12 protein-coding genes are annotated in these 15995 nt (G+C 59.6%); 9 read left to right on the top strand and 3 right to left on the bottom strand.

The annotated features are described in order from the left end of the window. Positions 1 to 50 precede the first annotated feature (50 nt). Positions 51 to 3887, bottom strand: coding sequence for a beta strand repeat-containing protein (locus AC1DXO_RS17210; RefSeq protein ID WP_476979396.1), 3837 nt, complete (start codon positions 3885 to 3887; stop codon positions 51 to 53). A gap of 165 nt (positions 3888 to 4052) precedes the next feature. On the opposite strand from AC1DXO_RS17210, the gene AC1DXO_RS17205 reads away from it, so the two are divergent. Next, positions 4053 to 4583, top strand: a complete 531-nt coding sequence (locus AC1DXO_RS17205) for a mismatch-specific DNA-glycosylase (protein ID WP_476979395.1) — start codon at positions 4053 to 4055, stop codon at positions 4581 to 4583. Positions 4584 to 4607: 24 nt separating this feature from the next. Here AC1DXO_RS17205 and AC1DXO_RS17200 read toward each other — a convergent pair whose 3' ends face one another. After that, complete coding sequence (locus AC1DXO_RS17200; protein WP_476979394.1) at positions 4608 to 6494, bottom strand: tetratricopeptide repeat protein; 1887 nt, start codon at positions 6492 to 6494, stop codon at positions 4608 to 4610. A 198-nt stretch (positions 6495 to 6692) separates the two neighbouring features. Here AC1DXO_RS17200 and flbT point away from each other — a divergent pair, with 198 nt between their 5' ends. Continuing rightward, positions 6693 to 7097: a flagellar biosynthesis repressor FlbT gene (gene flbT, locus AC1DXO_RS17195; protein WP_476979393.1), complete on the top strand. Its 405-nt coding sequence runs from the start codon at positions 6693 to 6695 to the stop codon at positions 7095 to 7097. Positions 7098 to 7113: 16 nt separating this feature from the next. Beyond that, a complete protein-coding gene (gene flaF, locus AC1DXO_RS17190) occupies positions 7114 to 7515 on the top strand; it encodes a flagellar biosynthesis regulator FlaF (RefSeq protein WP_476979392.1) in 402 nt (133 codons plus the stop codon). Here flaF and AC1DXO_RS17185 read toward each other — a convergent pair. Continuing rightward, positions 7509 to 8429 (bottom strand): LysR substrate-binding domain-containing protein, encoded by a 921-nt coding sequence (locus AC1DXO_RS17185; RefSeq protein WP_476979391.1) that lies wholly within the window; start codon positions 8427 to 8429, stop codon positions 7509 to 7511. The two genes, flaF and AC1DXO_RS17185, sit on opposite strands and share 7 nt — an antisense overlap. Positions 8430 to 8519: 90 nt before the next feature. Here AC1DXO_RS17185 and AC1DXO_RS17180 point away from each other — a divergent pair, with 90 nt between their 5' ends. The 6 genes from AC1DXO_RS17180 (at position 8520) to AC1DXO_RS17155 (ending at position 15974) form a co-directional block, all read left to right on the top strand. Further along, positions 8520 to 9005, top strand: a complete 486-nt coding sequence (locus AC1DXO_RS17180; RefSeq protein WP_476979390.1) for a lipocalin-like domain-containing protein — start codon at positions 8520 to 8522, stop codon at positions 9003 to 9005. 233 nt (positions 9006 to 9238) lie between these two features. Next, positions 9239 to 10066 carry a flagellin gene (locus tag AC1DXO_RS17175; RefSeq protein ID WP_476979389.1) on the top strand — a complete coding sequence of 276 codons (828 nt, stop codon included), beginning with the start codon at positions 9239 to 9241 and terminating at the stop codon, positions 10064 to 10066. A 442-nt stretch (positions 10067 to 10508) separates the two neighbouring features. Beyond that, the gene (locus tag AC1DXO_RS17170; RefSeq protein WP_476979388.1) at positions 10509 to 11339 is read left to right on the top strand and encodes a flagellin; all 831 of its coding nucleotides are present in this window, start codon (positions 10509 to 10511) and stop codon (positions 11337 to 11339) included. Between the two features lie 94 nt (positions 11340 to 11433). Further along, positions 11434 to 11775: a flagellar protein FlaG gene (locus tag AC1DXO_RS17165; RefSeq protein WP_476979387.1), complete on the top strand. Its 342-nt coding sequence runs from the start codon at positions 11434 to 11436 to the stop codon at positions 11773 to 11775. 145 nt (positions 11776 to 11920) lie between these two features. Next, on the top strand, positions 11921 to 12754 hold the full coding sequence (locus AC1DXO_RS17160) for a flagellin (RefSeq protein WP_476979386.1): 834 nt from the start codon (positions 11921 to 11923) through the stop codon (positions 12752 to 12754). A gap of 196 nt (positions 12755 to 12950) precedes the next feature. Beyond that, positions 12951 to 15974: an autotransporter outer membrane beta-barrel domain-containing protein gene (locus tag AC1DXO_RS17155; RefSeq protein WP_476979385.1), complete on the top strand. Its 3024-nt coding sequence runs from the start codon at positions 12951 to 12953 to the stop codon at positions 15972 to 15974. Positions 15975 to 15995: the final 21 nt, after the last annotated feature.

Here is a 15995-nt window from a genome sequence, read left to right as displayed (position 1 = left end):
GGTGGCAAATTACCGTGGCGGCAGGACGTTCACCCCACTGTCACGTCATTTCACAAAAAGTGGAAGTCAGCGGCGACGGGTACGGCAGCATTGTCAAAAATAGCAATGGCAATGCCTGCCGCGCCGCCGGCGCCACTGGCGTCGAAATACAGGGTATGGGTGGTGAGGTTGAAATAGAACTGGGCGCCTGGGCCTGTCGCCGCTGTGCCATAGGTGAACTGTGCCGCCGTCGGGGTGGCGCCGACGGCAAAGCCATAGTCGCTGGCATTGAAGGCCAGGAAATCGGTGCCGCTGACGAAATCTTGAACACGGTCGATGCCGTTGGCCGTTCCCGCGGCGAGGAACTCGAAAGAATCCGCGCCGATGCCGCCGTACAGCTTGTCGGTCCCGGCGCCACCGACCAACACGTCGTTTCCGTCATTGCCGCGCAGGATGTCGGCGCCGCCCAGGCCCTCCAGATAGTTGTTGTTGGCATTGCCGGTCAACTGGTTGGCCAGGTCGTTACCGTAGCCCGTCGTCGGCGTGTCACCGGTGAGGATCATGTTCTCGACTTCGTTCGGCAGCCGGTAATCGTACAGGGCAATGACGATGTCGTCGCCACCGCCGGCGGTTTCGATAATCACGTCGGAATAGTGGTCGATCGTATAGACGTCGTCGCCGCCGCCGCCGACCAGGGTATCGGTGCCGATCCCGCCGTCCAGGCGATTGATGGCTCCATTACCCGTCAGCATGTTGTCGAGGTCGTTACCTGTGCCATTGATGGCGGCGATACCGGTCAAGACGAGGTCTTCGACGTTAGCGGCCAGGATGTGGGTCTGGGAGGACCAGACGACGTCCTGGCCCGCGTCCGCGCCTTCGGTAACGACATCACCGTAGCTGTCGACGATATAGGTGTCATTACCGCCGCCGCCGATCAGACGGTCAGAACCTTCGCCGCCATCAAGCAGGTTGGCGCCGATATTACCGGTCAGGTAGTTGTCCAGGGCGTTGCCGGTGCCGTTGATCGCCTTGTTGCCGATCAGGATCAGGCTTTCGACGTTCTGGGCCAGGGTATAGGTGATGTTGGCCTGGACGGCATCGAGGCCGCCGCCTTCTCCCTTTTCGAGGACACTGTCGCCGATATTGTCGACGACATAGGTGTCGTTGCCAAGACCGCCAGACATGGTGTCGGCGCCGGTCAGGCCATTGAGAATGTTGTTCTTCGTATTGCCGATCAGCGTGTTGGCAAGTGTATTGCCGATGGCCGAAACATTGGACAGGCCCGTCAGGGTAATGTTCTCGATGTCCTGGCCGCTGCCGTTGAAATTGACGCTGGCATAGACCGTATCGGTACCCTGGCCCGCCACTTCGGTGGCGACGTCGCCGGCATTGTCGACAATGTAGGAGTCATCGCCCAGGCCGCCCTTCAGGGTATCTGCGCCGGCCCCGCCGTCGAGCTGGTTGTTGCTGCTATTGCCGGTCAGCGTGTCGGCGAAAGCCGAGCCCAGCAGGTTTTCGAAGGTCGTCAGGCGGTCGAATCCGGCGCCGACTGTATTTTGCGGAGCGCCCTGTAGCAGCAGGCTGACCGAGACGGCCGCGGCTGCGCTCGCATAGCTGGCCGTGTCGACGCCCGCGCCGCCGTCGAGGGTATCGTCGCCGCCACCGCCGGTCAGGGTGTCGTTGCCATCCGTGCCGCCGATGTCGTCAGCGCCGGAGCCGCCGGTGATGTTGACGTTCTCAATGTCATAGGCTGTGCCCGAGGTATTCGACAGGTAATAGCTGTTGCCGCTGACATAGGCCGAGAAGCCCACTGTGTCGGCACTGTAGTCGGCGACCAGGCGGTCGTTGCCGCCATGGGCGAACCAGGTGAACCCGGCTTGCGCGAGGGAGACGGTGAGCATGTCGTCGCCGCTACCGGTGTCGAGTTCGCCAATATGCTCGGCATTCCGGATGCGGCTGCCGTCGGCGAGGATAACGCCGGATGTGGTCGCTGCTGTGGCGGCGTTGTAAAGAATGACCACCGTCGCGGCCGTCAGGTCCAGAGACACGGTATCGTCACCCACGCCACCATCAAGCTGGCTGACACCGGTCAGGCCATTCAGGATATCATCGCCGCTGCCGCCGGCCAGGGTATCGTCGCTGGACGTCCCGCTGATGTCGTCGTCACCCAGGCCACCGGTGATATTGACGCTTTCAATAGTGTAGGCCGTGGAAGACGTACCGGACAGGTAGTAGCTGTCGCCCGTGACGTAAGCCGAGAAGCCCGTGGTGAGCGTGCTGTAGTTGGCGGTCAGGCGGTCATTGCCGCCGGCGGCATACCAGTTGAAGGTGCCTTGGGTTGCCGTCACCGTCAGTTGGTCGTCGCCACTGCCGGTGCTGAGGTCGACCAGCTTTTCGACGTTCTTGACCGTGCTGCCGTCGGCCAGGGTGATGCCCGTAGCAGTGGCGGCTGACAGCGCGTTGTAGATGACAGCCGCCGTGGCGTCCGACAGGTCGAGCGAGACGGAATCGACGCCTGTGCCGCCATCGATGGTGCTGACGCCCTTCAGGCCATTCAGGACGTCATTGCCGGCGCCGCCTTTCAGGATGTCGTTGCTGTCAGTGCCCGAAATGTCGTCATTGCCCGAACCGCCTGTGACGCTGACGCTTTCGACATTGTAGGCCGCGGAACCGTTGATCGACATGTAATAGCTGTCGCCGGTGACATAGGCGCTGAGCGCACTGGTCGATCCGGTATAATCGATATTCAGGCGATCGGTGCCGTCGCCGGCATGCCAGGTGAAGGCCCCTTGCGCGACGGCGAGGGTGAGGGTGTCGTTGCCGGAACCCGTGTCGAGCTCCGACAGCTTTTCGACGTTTTTGAAGGTCGAGCCATCGACCAGGGTGACGCCGGTGGCGGTCGCCGCGGCCAGGGCATCGTAGACGACGTCGGCCGTCGAACTCGCCAGGTCGATACTGACCATGTCGGTGCCGGCCCCACCGTCGATAGCGTTGATGCCCTGTAGGCCGTTCAGTGTGTCGTTGCCGCTGCCGCCCTTCAGGATGTCGTCGCCGGAGGTGCCCGACAGGTCGTCATTGCCATGACCACCGCTGATGGCGCCGCTGCTGATGTCGTGGGCGTAGGATCCATTGGCCGAGATATAGTAGTCGCTGCCCGACAGATAGGCCGCGAACCCACCATTGTCTGTCGTGCCGTCAAAGACGAGGCGGTCGTTGCCGCTGCCCGAGGCCCAGTCGAAACCGCCCTGCAGAAGGGAGGTGGTGAAGGTGTCATTGCCTGAACCGGTGGCGAGACTGGTTATGTGCTCGATATTCTTGATCGAGGTGCCGTCGGCCAGGGTCATGCCGGCCGCGGTCGCGGCCGTGACGGCGTTGAAAGCGATATTGGCCGTGGCCGTGCCGAGGTCGAGGGCCAGGCTGTCCATGCCGGCGCCGCCGTCGATCACGGCCTTGGCGCCGATGCCGGAGAAGTCGTCGGCCCCGGACCCGCCGGTGATGACGAGGGTTTCGACGTCGACGACCTGTGAGCCGGTAGCGGTAATATAGTAGCCGCCGCTGCTGCTGTAGACGCTGAAACCCGACGTGTTGGCGCTGTAGTCGAGCACCAGCTTGTCGACGCCTGTGCCGGCATACCAGGTGAAGGCGCCCTGGGCGAGAGAGATGGTCAGGGTATCGGCGCCGGAACCGGTCTTCAGCTCGGCAATATGCTCGACATTGCGGATACGCGTGGCGCTCACCGGGATCATGCCGGTCGCGGTGGCGGCGGTGACAGCGTTATAGGTGATGGCGCGGGTTTCGGCCGACAGGTCTACCGAGACCGTGTCGTCTCCGGCCAGGCCATCGACCGTGTCGCCGGCGTGAATATTGGTCCAGACGTTGTCGCCAGTTGTGCCTGTATAGGTCGTCATGGTCGTTTCCTGTCGCGCATAGTGGGGTGCGCGGACAGTGGCTCAGGCGGTACCAGGCTGTCTATTGCCTATATAGGCAGGCAAAAGTCGGGTCTGTTCAGTCTCTTGGCGCGTTACCGGCACGCCGCGCCTTGTGTTTTGGCGGCGCGGCGCTACATCGATTATATGGCGACTCTCGACAAATTCGGCCCCCTGCCGGAGGATCACTGCGTTCCCGATATCCTGACGTCGGGGCTGAAGGTCGTCTTTTGCGGCACGGCCTTGGGTCGGGTTTCGGCCCAGGCCCGGGCCTATTATGCCCATCCAGGCAATTTCTTCTGGCGGACGCTGTTTGCAGTCGGGCTGACGCCAGAACTGGTGGCGGCGCGAGACTATGCACGCCTGCCAGGCTACGGCATTGGACTGACGGATCTGTGCAAGGCGCATTTCGGCAATGACGCGGAACTGCCGGACGGAGCGTTTGATGTCGCGGCTTTGCGCGACAAAATGGAGAGGTTTCAGCCCGCCGTTTTGGCCTTTACCAGCAAGACCGGCGCGGCTGCGTTTCTGGGGCGGCCGACGGGAAGCGTGAATTTGGGCTTCCAGCCCGAGGTCATCGGCGCGACGCGTCTTTGGGTGCTACCTTCGCCATCAGGCCAGGCACGCGTCTACTGGGACCAGAGCGTCTGGCAGGGCCTGGCTGACGCCGTCGCGTAACGGGTGCAGGGGCTGAGCCCCTGCTTACTTTCTGCCTACGACATACTCGTCGATCAGAGCGTTGCGCATCTGCGTCATGACCGGACCCCACTCGGTCATTGAGGGCGAGAAGAAGACACGCGTAGTCGGGTACCACGGGAAGTGATCCGTGCCGAGGCAGTTCCATGAATGGTTCTGCGTCACCATCCACACCGTGGCCCCGGCGGCGCCGGCGATATTGCTCGTGGCGTTGGCAGGACCCAGAATGCAGTCCATAGCGACGCAGAGCGCGCTCAGGTCGTCGAGATCGTTCTTCAGGTCGATACCGGGCGGAGTCCAGATGTTGAGGCCCATCTCGGCGGCCTCGGCCATTTCGGCAGTCGTGTCGCCATATTGCAGGTTGACGAACTGGATATCGCGGATCGACAGGACGTCCTTCCACTGCTCAAACGGCGAGTAGTAGCGGTTGCGCCGCGAGTGGGAGATGAGCGACTTCCACAGGACGCCGACCTTGGGCTTGTCGTTCAAGCCGTTGAGGATCGCCTTCCAGTAGGCGATGCGCTCCGGATCGGGCTTGAAAAACGCGTTGGCGGCAGGAAAGGAGTCTGCGGTCGAGCGATAGCGGCCTAGGAAATCACCCATCAGGGCATAGTAGTCATAGCCCGACCAGTCGGTGATGTCGGGGAAGAGCCGGACCGGCAGGCTGTTATGCTTGGTGGTGTGGTGCTTGACCACTAGGCAATCCGGGAAGGCCTTCTGGAACAGGGGCACAAGACGATGTTCGACACCGATCGATAGCGAACCTTCAGGGCCGATTTCACGCAAAAGGTCGGGAAGGATGGTGGCGAACATGATTTCGTCGCCCAGGCCCTGTTCGGCCGAGACGAAGATATGCTTGCCGGCGACTTCCATTCCCGACTTCCAGCGCGGCTTGGTGACCAGATACTGGATCTGTTCCAGCGTGTTGTCCTTGCTGCGGCCTTCGTACCACTTCCAGCCGTTTTCCAGGTCGCCGATCGCCATGTAACAGAAGGCCAGGCTGAGCTTGCAGGTATAGACGTTCATCGGGTCGGAAAAGAGGGGCAGGGCGCGCTTGAGGTAGGTGATGCCCTCTTCGATATTGCCCATGACCGCGATGGCATTGCCGTAATTATACAGGGCATGGACGTGGTCGGGATCGAACTTCATGGCCTCGGCGTAAAAGATCGCCGCGGTTTCGGATTCGCCGCGTGCATTGACGACCGTGCCGATGGCGTTCCACAGTTGCGGGTCTGCCGGGTTGAGCGCGATGGCTTCCTGCAGCATCTCGATGGCGCCATCGAGGTCGTTCTTTTCGCGCAGCACCGAGGCCAGGTTGTTGAGCGCCTCGCCGTGGCCGGGACATTTGTCGAGGAAGAAACGGAAGAATTTTTCCGACAGGTCGAGCATACCCAGGCGATACGACAGCCGCCCAAGGTCGTTGGCGATCACCGGATTATTGGGCTGCAGCCGCAGGGCGGTTTCATAGGCGGTGATGGCGGTTTTCAGGTCGCCGCACTTTTCGCGAGCGATGGCCAGGATGTGCCAGGCTTCGCCGCTCTTCTCGTCGACGTGCAGCGCTTTCAGCGCGCAGTCTCCGCCTTCGCCCCAGCGTCCCTTCTTGAACAACATCAGGGCTTCCTTGAGAAGCACCAGGGTATCGATCTGCTTGATCTGATCGGTGTGTTCTATCAGGCGTTTGAGCGCCTCCGACGAGCCCGAATCGCCCAGGATCTGGGAGGCCGGGTTGTCGAGTTCGACGGGCTGGAAGGGCAGAGTGCCATCGTCCGGAAAGCCACGCTTTAGCTCAGGAAGTTCTGGGGGCAAATCCGGCGAATTTTGGGGCGGTGGAAACCACGCAACGACGCCGGGAACAGGCGCCTTTTTGGCCGGGTTTCTCAGATAGTTGGACATGACTCCTCCGCACACACGTTTCGTGTCATGGTTAGCGTCAGATTCGTTTAACAGGCCTTAAAGATTCGGGACAAAGATTAAGGCAAGTGATTCTGTGACGGCAAAAAATAGCTGAGCAACCTCATGTTAACTCGGTGTGATCTATAAGCCTTAAGGATAAGGTTTGCGGGTCGCTCCGGCAGACCGAAGAGAAAGAAAATGCCTTTAAAACTGTCGCTTAAGCCTGGGGAGAGATTCGTTCTGAATGGGGCCGTCGTGCAGAACGGCGATCGCCGTTGTTCGCTTGTCCTGCAGAACAAGGCCTCCGTACTGCGTGAAAAAGACATCATGCAGCAGGAGGAAGTCAATTCTCCGGCGCGTCACGTCTATTTCCCGGTGATGATGATGTATCTCGACGAAGCCGGGGCGGACAAATATTACGACGAGTTCCTCAAGCGGATGACCGAGTTCATGAACGTCATCGCCAATCCCCAGGTGCTTCAGGACTGCGTGTCCGTTTCGCGCAGTTTGATGACCAAGGAATACTACAAGGCTCTGATGGGTTGTCGCCGACTCATCGACTATGAAGACGAACGATTGGGTCGAGCCCACGGCTCCTCCTGAAGAGAAAGAAGCTTAGATGTCCCTTAAGGCGTACCAGACTACAGCCGCTCGCGCAGAGAATCCGCGCCAGACCGAATACCGCCTGTTCGGCCAGGTAACGCGTGCCCTTATTGACGCGGAACGCATGGACAAGTCGATGATTCGCGAGCGCATGGACGCACTCGACTGGAATCGCCGCATGTGGTCTGTGTTGGGCGCGGATTGTTCGGTCGACGGAAACGGACTGCCCGACATGGTGCGCGCCAATATTATTTCGCTGTCGATCTGGGTCAACAAGCACACATCGCTTGTCATGCGTAACCAGGAAGAGATCGGGCCGCTGATCGATATCAATCGCATTATCATGCAGGGTCTGGCGCCCAGCCAGGAAGAGCCGGCCAGTCCACCGGTCACGCTGAATACGCGTACGACCTACTGACTTTGCGAAGAATTTTTAAGAGCCCGGCGCGCGATCGCCGGGTTTTTTGCGCCTTTTTTTGGCGGGAGGGCCTGTCGCAGCAGGTCCTCGAGACGTAGAGCAGCTTCATCGTCTGTCCGACTATGCAGCACCACAGGAAAAGTACCCAGTGGCGGCAGGCCGAGGCGGCGATCGCAGGTTGTCAGGCCCTGAGGCAGATTGGCGGCGCTGCGCAAAGTAACCCCGAGGCCACCGCGCACCGCCGCCCACAGGCCATCAAGGCTGGGGCTGACAGCCGCCATACGCCAGGCGCGACCGGCGCGGTCGAGATGTTCGATGGCCAGCTTGCGAAAGGCGCATTGCGGGCCCAGCATGACCAGCGGCAGGGGCGCGTCGGGCGCAAAACGTGCGTCATCAGCGGCAATCCAGGCGAGTTCCAACGCGCCAACGGTCTGGGCGTAAGGTTTGTCGCCCTGGCCCACGGTGAGGGCCAGGTCGAGTTCCTCGGCGGTAATCGCCTGGGCCAATGCGGCATTGCCTTCGATACGGACCTCGATCACGACACGCGGATACAGAGCGGAAAACTGTTTCAGCAGCGAGGGCAACAGATCGGCGGCAAAGTCCTGCGCCATACCCAGGCGAACCCTGCCATCGATCGCCGCGCCCTGAAGGGTGTCGAGCAGTTCGTCATTCAGGGCCAGCATCCGTCGGGCATAGAACAGAACGGTTTCGCCGGCCTCTGTCAGGACACGACGTCGTCCGTGCTTGCGGAACAACGGCTGGCCTATATCGTCGCTCAGCCGCTTCAGTTGCAGGCTGACGGCAGACGACGTGCGCCCCAGGCGCGCACCGGCGTGGCCATGGCCACCCAGGTCATGGGCCATGACCAGTGTACGCAGGACATCGAGATCGAGATCGAGATTGCGCCGTACCATAGTTTTCAAAAACTCAACAAATGAGCCAAAAGTATCAATTTGATTTCAGTATTCGTCAACAGTAGGCTTGGGCGTGCAAGGAGAAAAATCATGACCAAGTGGCTGAAATTAGCGGTTTTGACCGTCTGGATGGCGACGGCGCCGGCCGTCCACGCTGAAAATTTGCTGGCTGGGACCTGGACCCTGGTGGCCGCTGACCGGCTGCTGCCCGATGGCACACGCGTCCATGACTATGGCGAGGCGCCGTGCGGCTTGCTGATGATCGACGCGGACGGCCATTATTCGTTGCAGATCTACGATTCTGCCCGGCCAAGGTTTGCCTCTGGTGACAAGCTTAAGGGAACGCCGGAAGAGTATCTGGCAGCTGTCCTGGGGGCCAGCAACCACTTCGGGACGCTCACGGTCGATCCCGCGGCCCACCTCCTGACGCTGGACATTGCGGCTTCATCCTATCCCAACCAGAATGCGACGCGTCAGGCGCGTTCCTATGAGCTGAACGGCGATGAGCTGAGCTATCGCGTGGCGACGCGGCCGGATGGCAGCGTGCCGATCTCGGTGTGGCGCAGGGTAAGGTAAGGCGGCGAGAATTGCCGGGCCGGGCAAAATCTGCCCGGCTACGAATCGAACATGGTTAAGACCGGCTGCGAAACAGCGCGCTTGCAAGTTAAATAAAATGTTCAACTTCAATAACTTAAATTAATATTAAGCATAATTGCCAGTGGCATCGCCGTTGCATTCAAGAGGGCAGGCCAAAATGGCCATACGGCAAAATGTCCGTCTCAACCCGACCAGAATGGAAAGGATGACCGATGTCTCTCTCGGTAAACACCAATATGGGCGCCATGGTGGCGCTTCAAAACCTCAACAGCACCAACTCGCAAATGGCGGCCGTACAAACACGGATCAGCACAGGCTTGAAGGTGGCAACAGCCAAGGACGACGGCGCGACCTACGCGATTGCGCAGAGTCAACGCTCGACCGTCGCTTCGCTGAACGCGGTGAAGGATTCGCTGAACCGGGCTTCGTCCGCCGTGGACGTGGCCATGTCAGCGGGTGAAAGCATCTCGGACATGTTGACGCAAATGAAGGAGAAAGCGCTAGCCGCATCCGACACCTCTTTGGATACCACCAGCCGTACGGCTTTGAATACCGACTTCGCCGCCTTGCGTGACCAGATCACCAAGACGATCAGCAACGCGGTCTTCAACGGCGTCAACCTGGTGGACGCCAGCATCACGGGGCTTCAGGCCCTGGCCAATGCTGACGGTACGTCCCAGCTGACGGTCTCGTCCCAGAATCTGAGCCTGGGCGGATCGATCATCAGCCTCGCCACCGACGCCAGCTTTGCGTCGGCGACGTCTGCCAACAGCCTGCTGACCACGATCGATGATTCGATCAGCAATGTGTCGGCGGCTCTGGCCAAGCTGGGAACGAATTCCAAGTCGGTTTCGGCTCACATGTCCTTTATTGGTAAACTTCAGGATTCGCTGGAGGCTGGCATCGGCAACCTTGTCGACGCCGACATGGCCAAGGAAAGCGCCAAACTTCAGGCTCTGCAGACGAAGCAGCAACTTGGGGTTCAGGCACTCTCAATTGCCAATCAGGCGCCACAAACGGCGCTCAGCCTGTTCAAGTAGGTCCATTAACGCCGGGGCAGGGTTTACCTGCTCCGGCATTTCTTTGTCTGGCCGGCGCTGGTAAGGCGCCGGCTTAGTTGTGTTTGGCGGTTCCAAACCAACCCACCAAAGACACAGGCAATAAAAGCACGAGATTGCACGCCACAGTCTGCTGCAGAAATTAGCGCTTCGGACATCAGTTTGAGGTAGATTTGACGAAGTTTCGCTGGTTGTGTCCGGCAAAATTTGCCTACACGGAAAATATTGCCTACCGGGCACCAAAACCAGGCAGAAATTGCCGGGTAAAAACGTCGTAAATATCGACTTAATTTAAAATAAATCAAATACTTATATATTTTTTCTCAGACGGGTTTTGTGGCCCTGAAATTGCATCATGGTACTCAGGCAAAATGCCGCCGGTCGACAAAATGTCACCGGCCTTTCTAGATGAAGGACTAGAACCATGTCGCTGAACAGCGTCAATACCAACGTGGGCGCTCAAGTCGCCCTGCAAAACCTGAACCGCACCAACAGCGAACTGGCAAGCACTCAAAGCCGCATCTCTACCGGCCTGAAAGTTGCCAACGCCAAGGATGACGGTGCTGCTTACGCCATCGCCCAAAGCCAACGTTCCACGGTCTCATCGCTCGACGCGGTGAAGGACTCGCTGTCGCGTGGATCTTCGGTCGTTGACGTTTCCATGTCGGCCGGTGAATCCGTCTCCGACATGCTTACCCAACTGAAAGAAAAGGCCCTGGCGGCCTCCGATACGTCGCTTGACACCACGAGCCGCGACGCGCTGAAGAACGACTTCGAATCCATCCGTGACCAGATCACCAAGACGCTGAGCAACGCGACCTTCAACGGGATCAACCTCGTTGACGGCACGAACGCCAACATCGCGGCCCTGGCCAATGCGGACGGTTCGTCGACCATAACGGTAGCAGGTCAAGACCTGTCGCTGGGTGGTGCCATCGTTTCGCTGGCTACGGACGCCAGCTTCTCGTCCGCCACGTCGGCATCCAACCTGCTGACGACGCTGGACGATTCGATCAGCAACGTCTCGGCCGCGCTGGCCAAGCTCGGTACGTCCTCGAAAGCCCTGGAAAATCATGCCGCCTTCGTCGGCAAGCTCCAGGATTCGCTGACTGCCGGTATCGGTAACCTGGTCGATGCTGACCTGGCTAAGGAAAGTGCCAAACTCCAGGCGTTGCAAACGAAGCAACAGCTCGGCGTGCAGGCCCTGTCCATCGCCAACCAGTCGACCGGCTCGGTCCTGAGCTTGTTCCGTTAATCGGAAGGAGGGGCGGCCGGGAACGACCGCCCCTTTCTCTCTCATTTAGTCAAGGAGGGCGCCCTCAGGCCAGCTGGCCGGGCGTGAGACGGAGATGATCAACAATGTTTTGAGTTTTCCGCAGGTACCCGACGTTACGCAGATAAAGCCGACCCCGGATGTACCTAAAGAAGTGGCTGCCGGCAGCGAAGCTTCGGCGCCCAAGGAGCAGAATCACGGCAGCGACCTGGCGAAAAAAGGCCAGGACAAGGGGCCACCCCCAGAGTACAGCCTGCGCCTGACTGTCGACAAGGATCCCGATACGGGCGACTGGGTCTACAAGGCGATCGATCGGTACACCGGAGAAGTGGTTCGTCAACTGCCGAGAAAAGAACTTCTCGAGATGAGAAAATCGGCGAGCTATCAAGCCGGTTCGGTTATTAAAACAGATATTTAGACCGTTCACTTAAGGTCTAAATCGGCATTTATCCACCGTGCATCCTGTGATGCGCGGCAAAAGTCGTTTGCGTGCGTTAACACTTTGCTTACCATAACCGTTAAGAATTTGCTGAGTCGGCAAATCCCTCGGAGGTTAGCAAGCCATGTCCGTCAGCGTACACACCAATTCATCTGCCATGATTGCGTTGCAGAATTTGAATGCAACCAATAAGCAGATGGAGGATGTCCAGCAGAAGATCAGTACCGGACGAGCTGTCTCCACTGCCAAGGATAACTCGGCGGTCTATTCGATCGCTCAGGGACAACGGGCCGACCTGTCAGGCTTGAACGCGGTCCGTGACAGCCTCAACCGCGCCAACTCGATCGCCGATGTGTCGATGGCCGCCGGCGAGTCGATCTCGGACCTGCTCAACCAACTGCGCGAAAAAGTGGTCGGGTCGATGGATACGTCGATCGATACGGCGTCGCGCCAGGCACTGAACGGCGATTACAAGTCCATTATCGGCCAGATCAGCCACATTGTCGAAAACGCCACCTTCAACGGCAGCAACATCCTCAACGGTTCTGTCGCCACGGACATCCAGTTCATTGCCAATTCAGACGCCGACTCACACATCACACTGTCGGTACGCGACCTGTCATTTGGCGGGTCGATCTTAACGCTCGACTCGGCTTCGACCTTGCTTTCGGCCTCATCGGCGACCAGCGTCCTGACGGCGCTCGATGCGTCGATCCTCAACCTCAACTCCAACCTGGGGGCCCTGGGCTCGCAGGCCAAGCAGATTGAAGGCCATCTGAGCTTCGTCGCCAAGCTGGACGACGCGATCACCGGCGGTATTGGTCACCTGGTCGATGCCGACATGGCCAAGGAAAGCTCACGGCTGCAGGCCTTGCAGGTGCAGCAACAACTAGGCACGCAATCGCTGTCGATCGCCAACCAGGCGCCTCAGCAGATCCTGTCGCTGTTCAAGGGGTAAGCCGACGGCTAAGCCAAAAGCCTTTGCGAAATTCGAAAAGACGGGGCGGGCGCTGGCTCGCCCTTTCTTTTTGGCGACGGGTATCATGCGATCGCGCAATCACGACCCGTTAACCGACAAAAGTTTACGCTTCTTAAGGATTGTTCGGACATACTGACAGCCTGAGCAAACCCTTACCCGGCAAGAAATTCCTACCGTGATCACGTTCGACGCATCATTGCTGACGAGTTATTACAACTCCAAAAACGGTACGACCGCGGCTGCGACGAATTCTGCCTTGTCCTCAGCCACCTCAACCACGGCATCGCCCACGGGTTCGTCCGTTGCGCCGCGCACGCCATGGAGCATTGGGCAAAGCGAAAAAGCCGATAGTCCCCTGGTCAAGAACGTCATGGCCGGGCACCGTTTCATCAATCCCAATGCGGCCACGACCAATGTCGTTGGCGCGTCGCCCGACTATGGCAAGCTGTTCACCCTGTACCAGGGGCTGGCTGCGCTCGAAGGTTTGGCGACCAAGGCGCAGGACAGCAAGAATTCCGACCTGACCATGGCGGCGATTCGCCGTCGCTTTTCGTCCGGCATGGAAGAGGTCCAGTCCTATATCCAGGACACCAAATACGATCACGTTGCCCTCAGTGAAGGCACGCTGACCCAGGAATTGAAGAATACGGTCGGCACCGCGCGCACCAACACGGTCTATACCGGGCCCGCCATCCACAAGGGATCTGCGACGACATCGGTCAAGGCGTTCGAGGGCGACGTCAAGTTCAGCATGTCGGTCAAAAAGATCGGCACCGCGACGCCGTTCTCGGTCGATATCGACCTGGCTGATATGGGCACGCAGACTCGGTCCATGTCCAATGTCGTCTCCTTCATCAATTCCAAGCTGAAAGAGCAGGGACTGCAGACCAAGTTCGTGGTCAACCGCACGGCCGCCGTGCCGGAGACCCAGGTTGTCAACGGCAAGACGATCACACTGTCCAAGGGCGCCGACAGCTTCGGGCTGAAGATCCAGGGTGTGACGACCGAGGCGCTGACCATGAGCGCCCCGGTCAAGGCCGACTCGGTCTATGTTGTCCAGACGACGGGCGATCCCGAGAAGAAGACCGTCGTCAAGGACGACGCCGGCAAGACGACCAAGGACGCCAGTGGCAAGACGGTGACGGAAACCGGCGCCAATGTCGGGACGCAACTGATCAAGTTCCAGTCGGACCCGAACGGTGTCGTATCAGACCCGATTTCCAAGGTTGGCGACAAGTTCTGGACGGCCGGGGAAGAGGCGCAGACCGACCTGCCCGATGAGATCAAGACCGTGCGTCAGACCGTGTCAGGGCCGGACGGATCGGTTTTTGTGCTGGCCGACGTCGAAGGCGGCATCAACAATCAGGATATCAAGGGTACGCAGGACGTCGCCCTGATCAAGTACGACTCGGCCGGCAAGGTGGTGTTTACGCGCACCCTGGGTTCGGCCGAAACGGCGTCTGGCTACGCCATGTCGGTATCGGCTGACGGCCGGATCGCCATTGCGGGATCGGTGACCGGCGCGCTCAATATCTCCAATACGACCACCAAGGTCATCGGCAGCGGGACCTCCGCGGTCACCCTGACCAGCACGACCACATCCAGTGTCAACGGCGTCAATCCGTCGATCAGCGACAGCTTTGTCACCGTTTTCGACGCCCAGGGTATTGAGGAATGGACCCAACGCCGAGGTGCGACGGCCGAGGATGAAGCGACGTCGGTTGCCTTTGGTGACGACGGTTCGGTCTATGTCGGTGGCAAGTCCAAGTCGCTGATGGCTGGCGCTACGGGCGGGGCCAGCGGCAATTATGATGGCTACGTCATGGGCTTTTCCAGCACAGGCAGCCCGCAATTTACGGTCCAGACCGGCACGGTCAACAGCGACCAGACATCGCAAATCGTCGTCGATGGCAATACACTGTATTCCGCCGGCATCGAAGACGGTAATGCCGTCCTGCGCAGCTATACGCTGGGCTCGCATGACGAAACCAAGACGACGGTTGATTCCCATGGTGTCAGCCACACCGCGACCTCGACCGTCTACACGGCGACGCAGTCGGCGTCGCGCAATCTCGGTGGCATCGGCGGCGGTTCGATCAGCGGCCTGTCGGTCTATAATGGCAAGGTCTATGTCGGCGGCTCGTCCGGCTCGGACAAGCTGATGGAGGCGACCAGCAACACGACCAAAAACTATTCCGGCGGCTATGACGCGTTCGCCCTGTCGGTCAATTCGGACCTCGGCGACACTTCGGATGACAAGGTCGCCTATTACGGCGGCGCCGGCGTCGAAAAGGACGCCAAGGTGCAGTTCTCCGACGGCAAGGCGTGGATATCGGGCAGTACGTCGGGCGATATCGACGGTACGACGACCAGCAGCACCAAGAAGGGCACGAAAGACGCCTATCTGGCGCGGCTGAATATCGACAACGGCGAGGTGGAATATCAGACGCGGTACAGCGGCCAGGACGGCGTTGTGTCGCCCAATGCCATCGCGGTGTCCAAGGGCGGCTCCAGTGTTCTCGACCTGATGGGCCTGCCGCAGGGTACGATCGAGCAGAAGGACCTGGCGATCGGCGCCAATGGCAAGCCCGAGGCGACGTCGCGTATCACGGCTTCGACCAGTGTGCGAACGGGCGACCAGTTCTATATGATGGATTCCTCGGGCACCAAAAAGGCCATCACCATCGATGCCAATGAGACGATGGAAAGCCTGGCCAAGAAGATCGTCCGTGCGTCGGGCTATCGCCTCAAGGTCGAGGTCACCAAGGTCGTCGGCAAGCCGATGAGCGTGCTCGACATCAAGCCGGCCAATTCGAACAGCAGGATGGAGTTTGTCGCCGGCCCGTCGGGCAAGAACGCGCTGGAAGGCCTGGGGCTGCACGCCGGGGTCGTCTCGGCCGATGCCAACAAGACTATGGACGCCTCCAAGTCCAACTACCTGAAATCCCAGAAGGGCCTGGGGCTGGACTTCGACGGCTCGCTGAATCTGGCGACCGATGCCAATATCAAGGACGCACTGGATTCGCTGAAGACGGTCATCAAGAACGTCCAGAAAGCCTATAACTACCTGAAATACGGTGATCCGCAGGAAACGGACGCCAAGAAGAAGGGCAATACGTCCGGGACGGCGCCGGCCTACCTGACCAACCAGATTGCCAACTACCAGGCTGCCTTGAATCGCTTGACAGGCGGCGGATAACAGGGCCTTTAGTGAAACTTC

It is taken from the genome of Asticcacaulis sp. P2_C5 (assembly GCF_056404555.1).
Note: the sequence above shows the minus strand (reverse complement) of the source record. Positions and strands in the feature narration are given on the sequence as shown.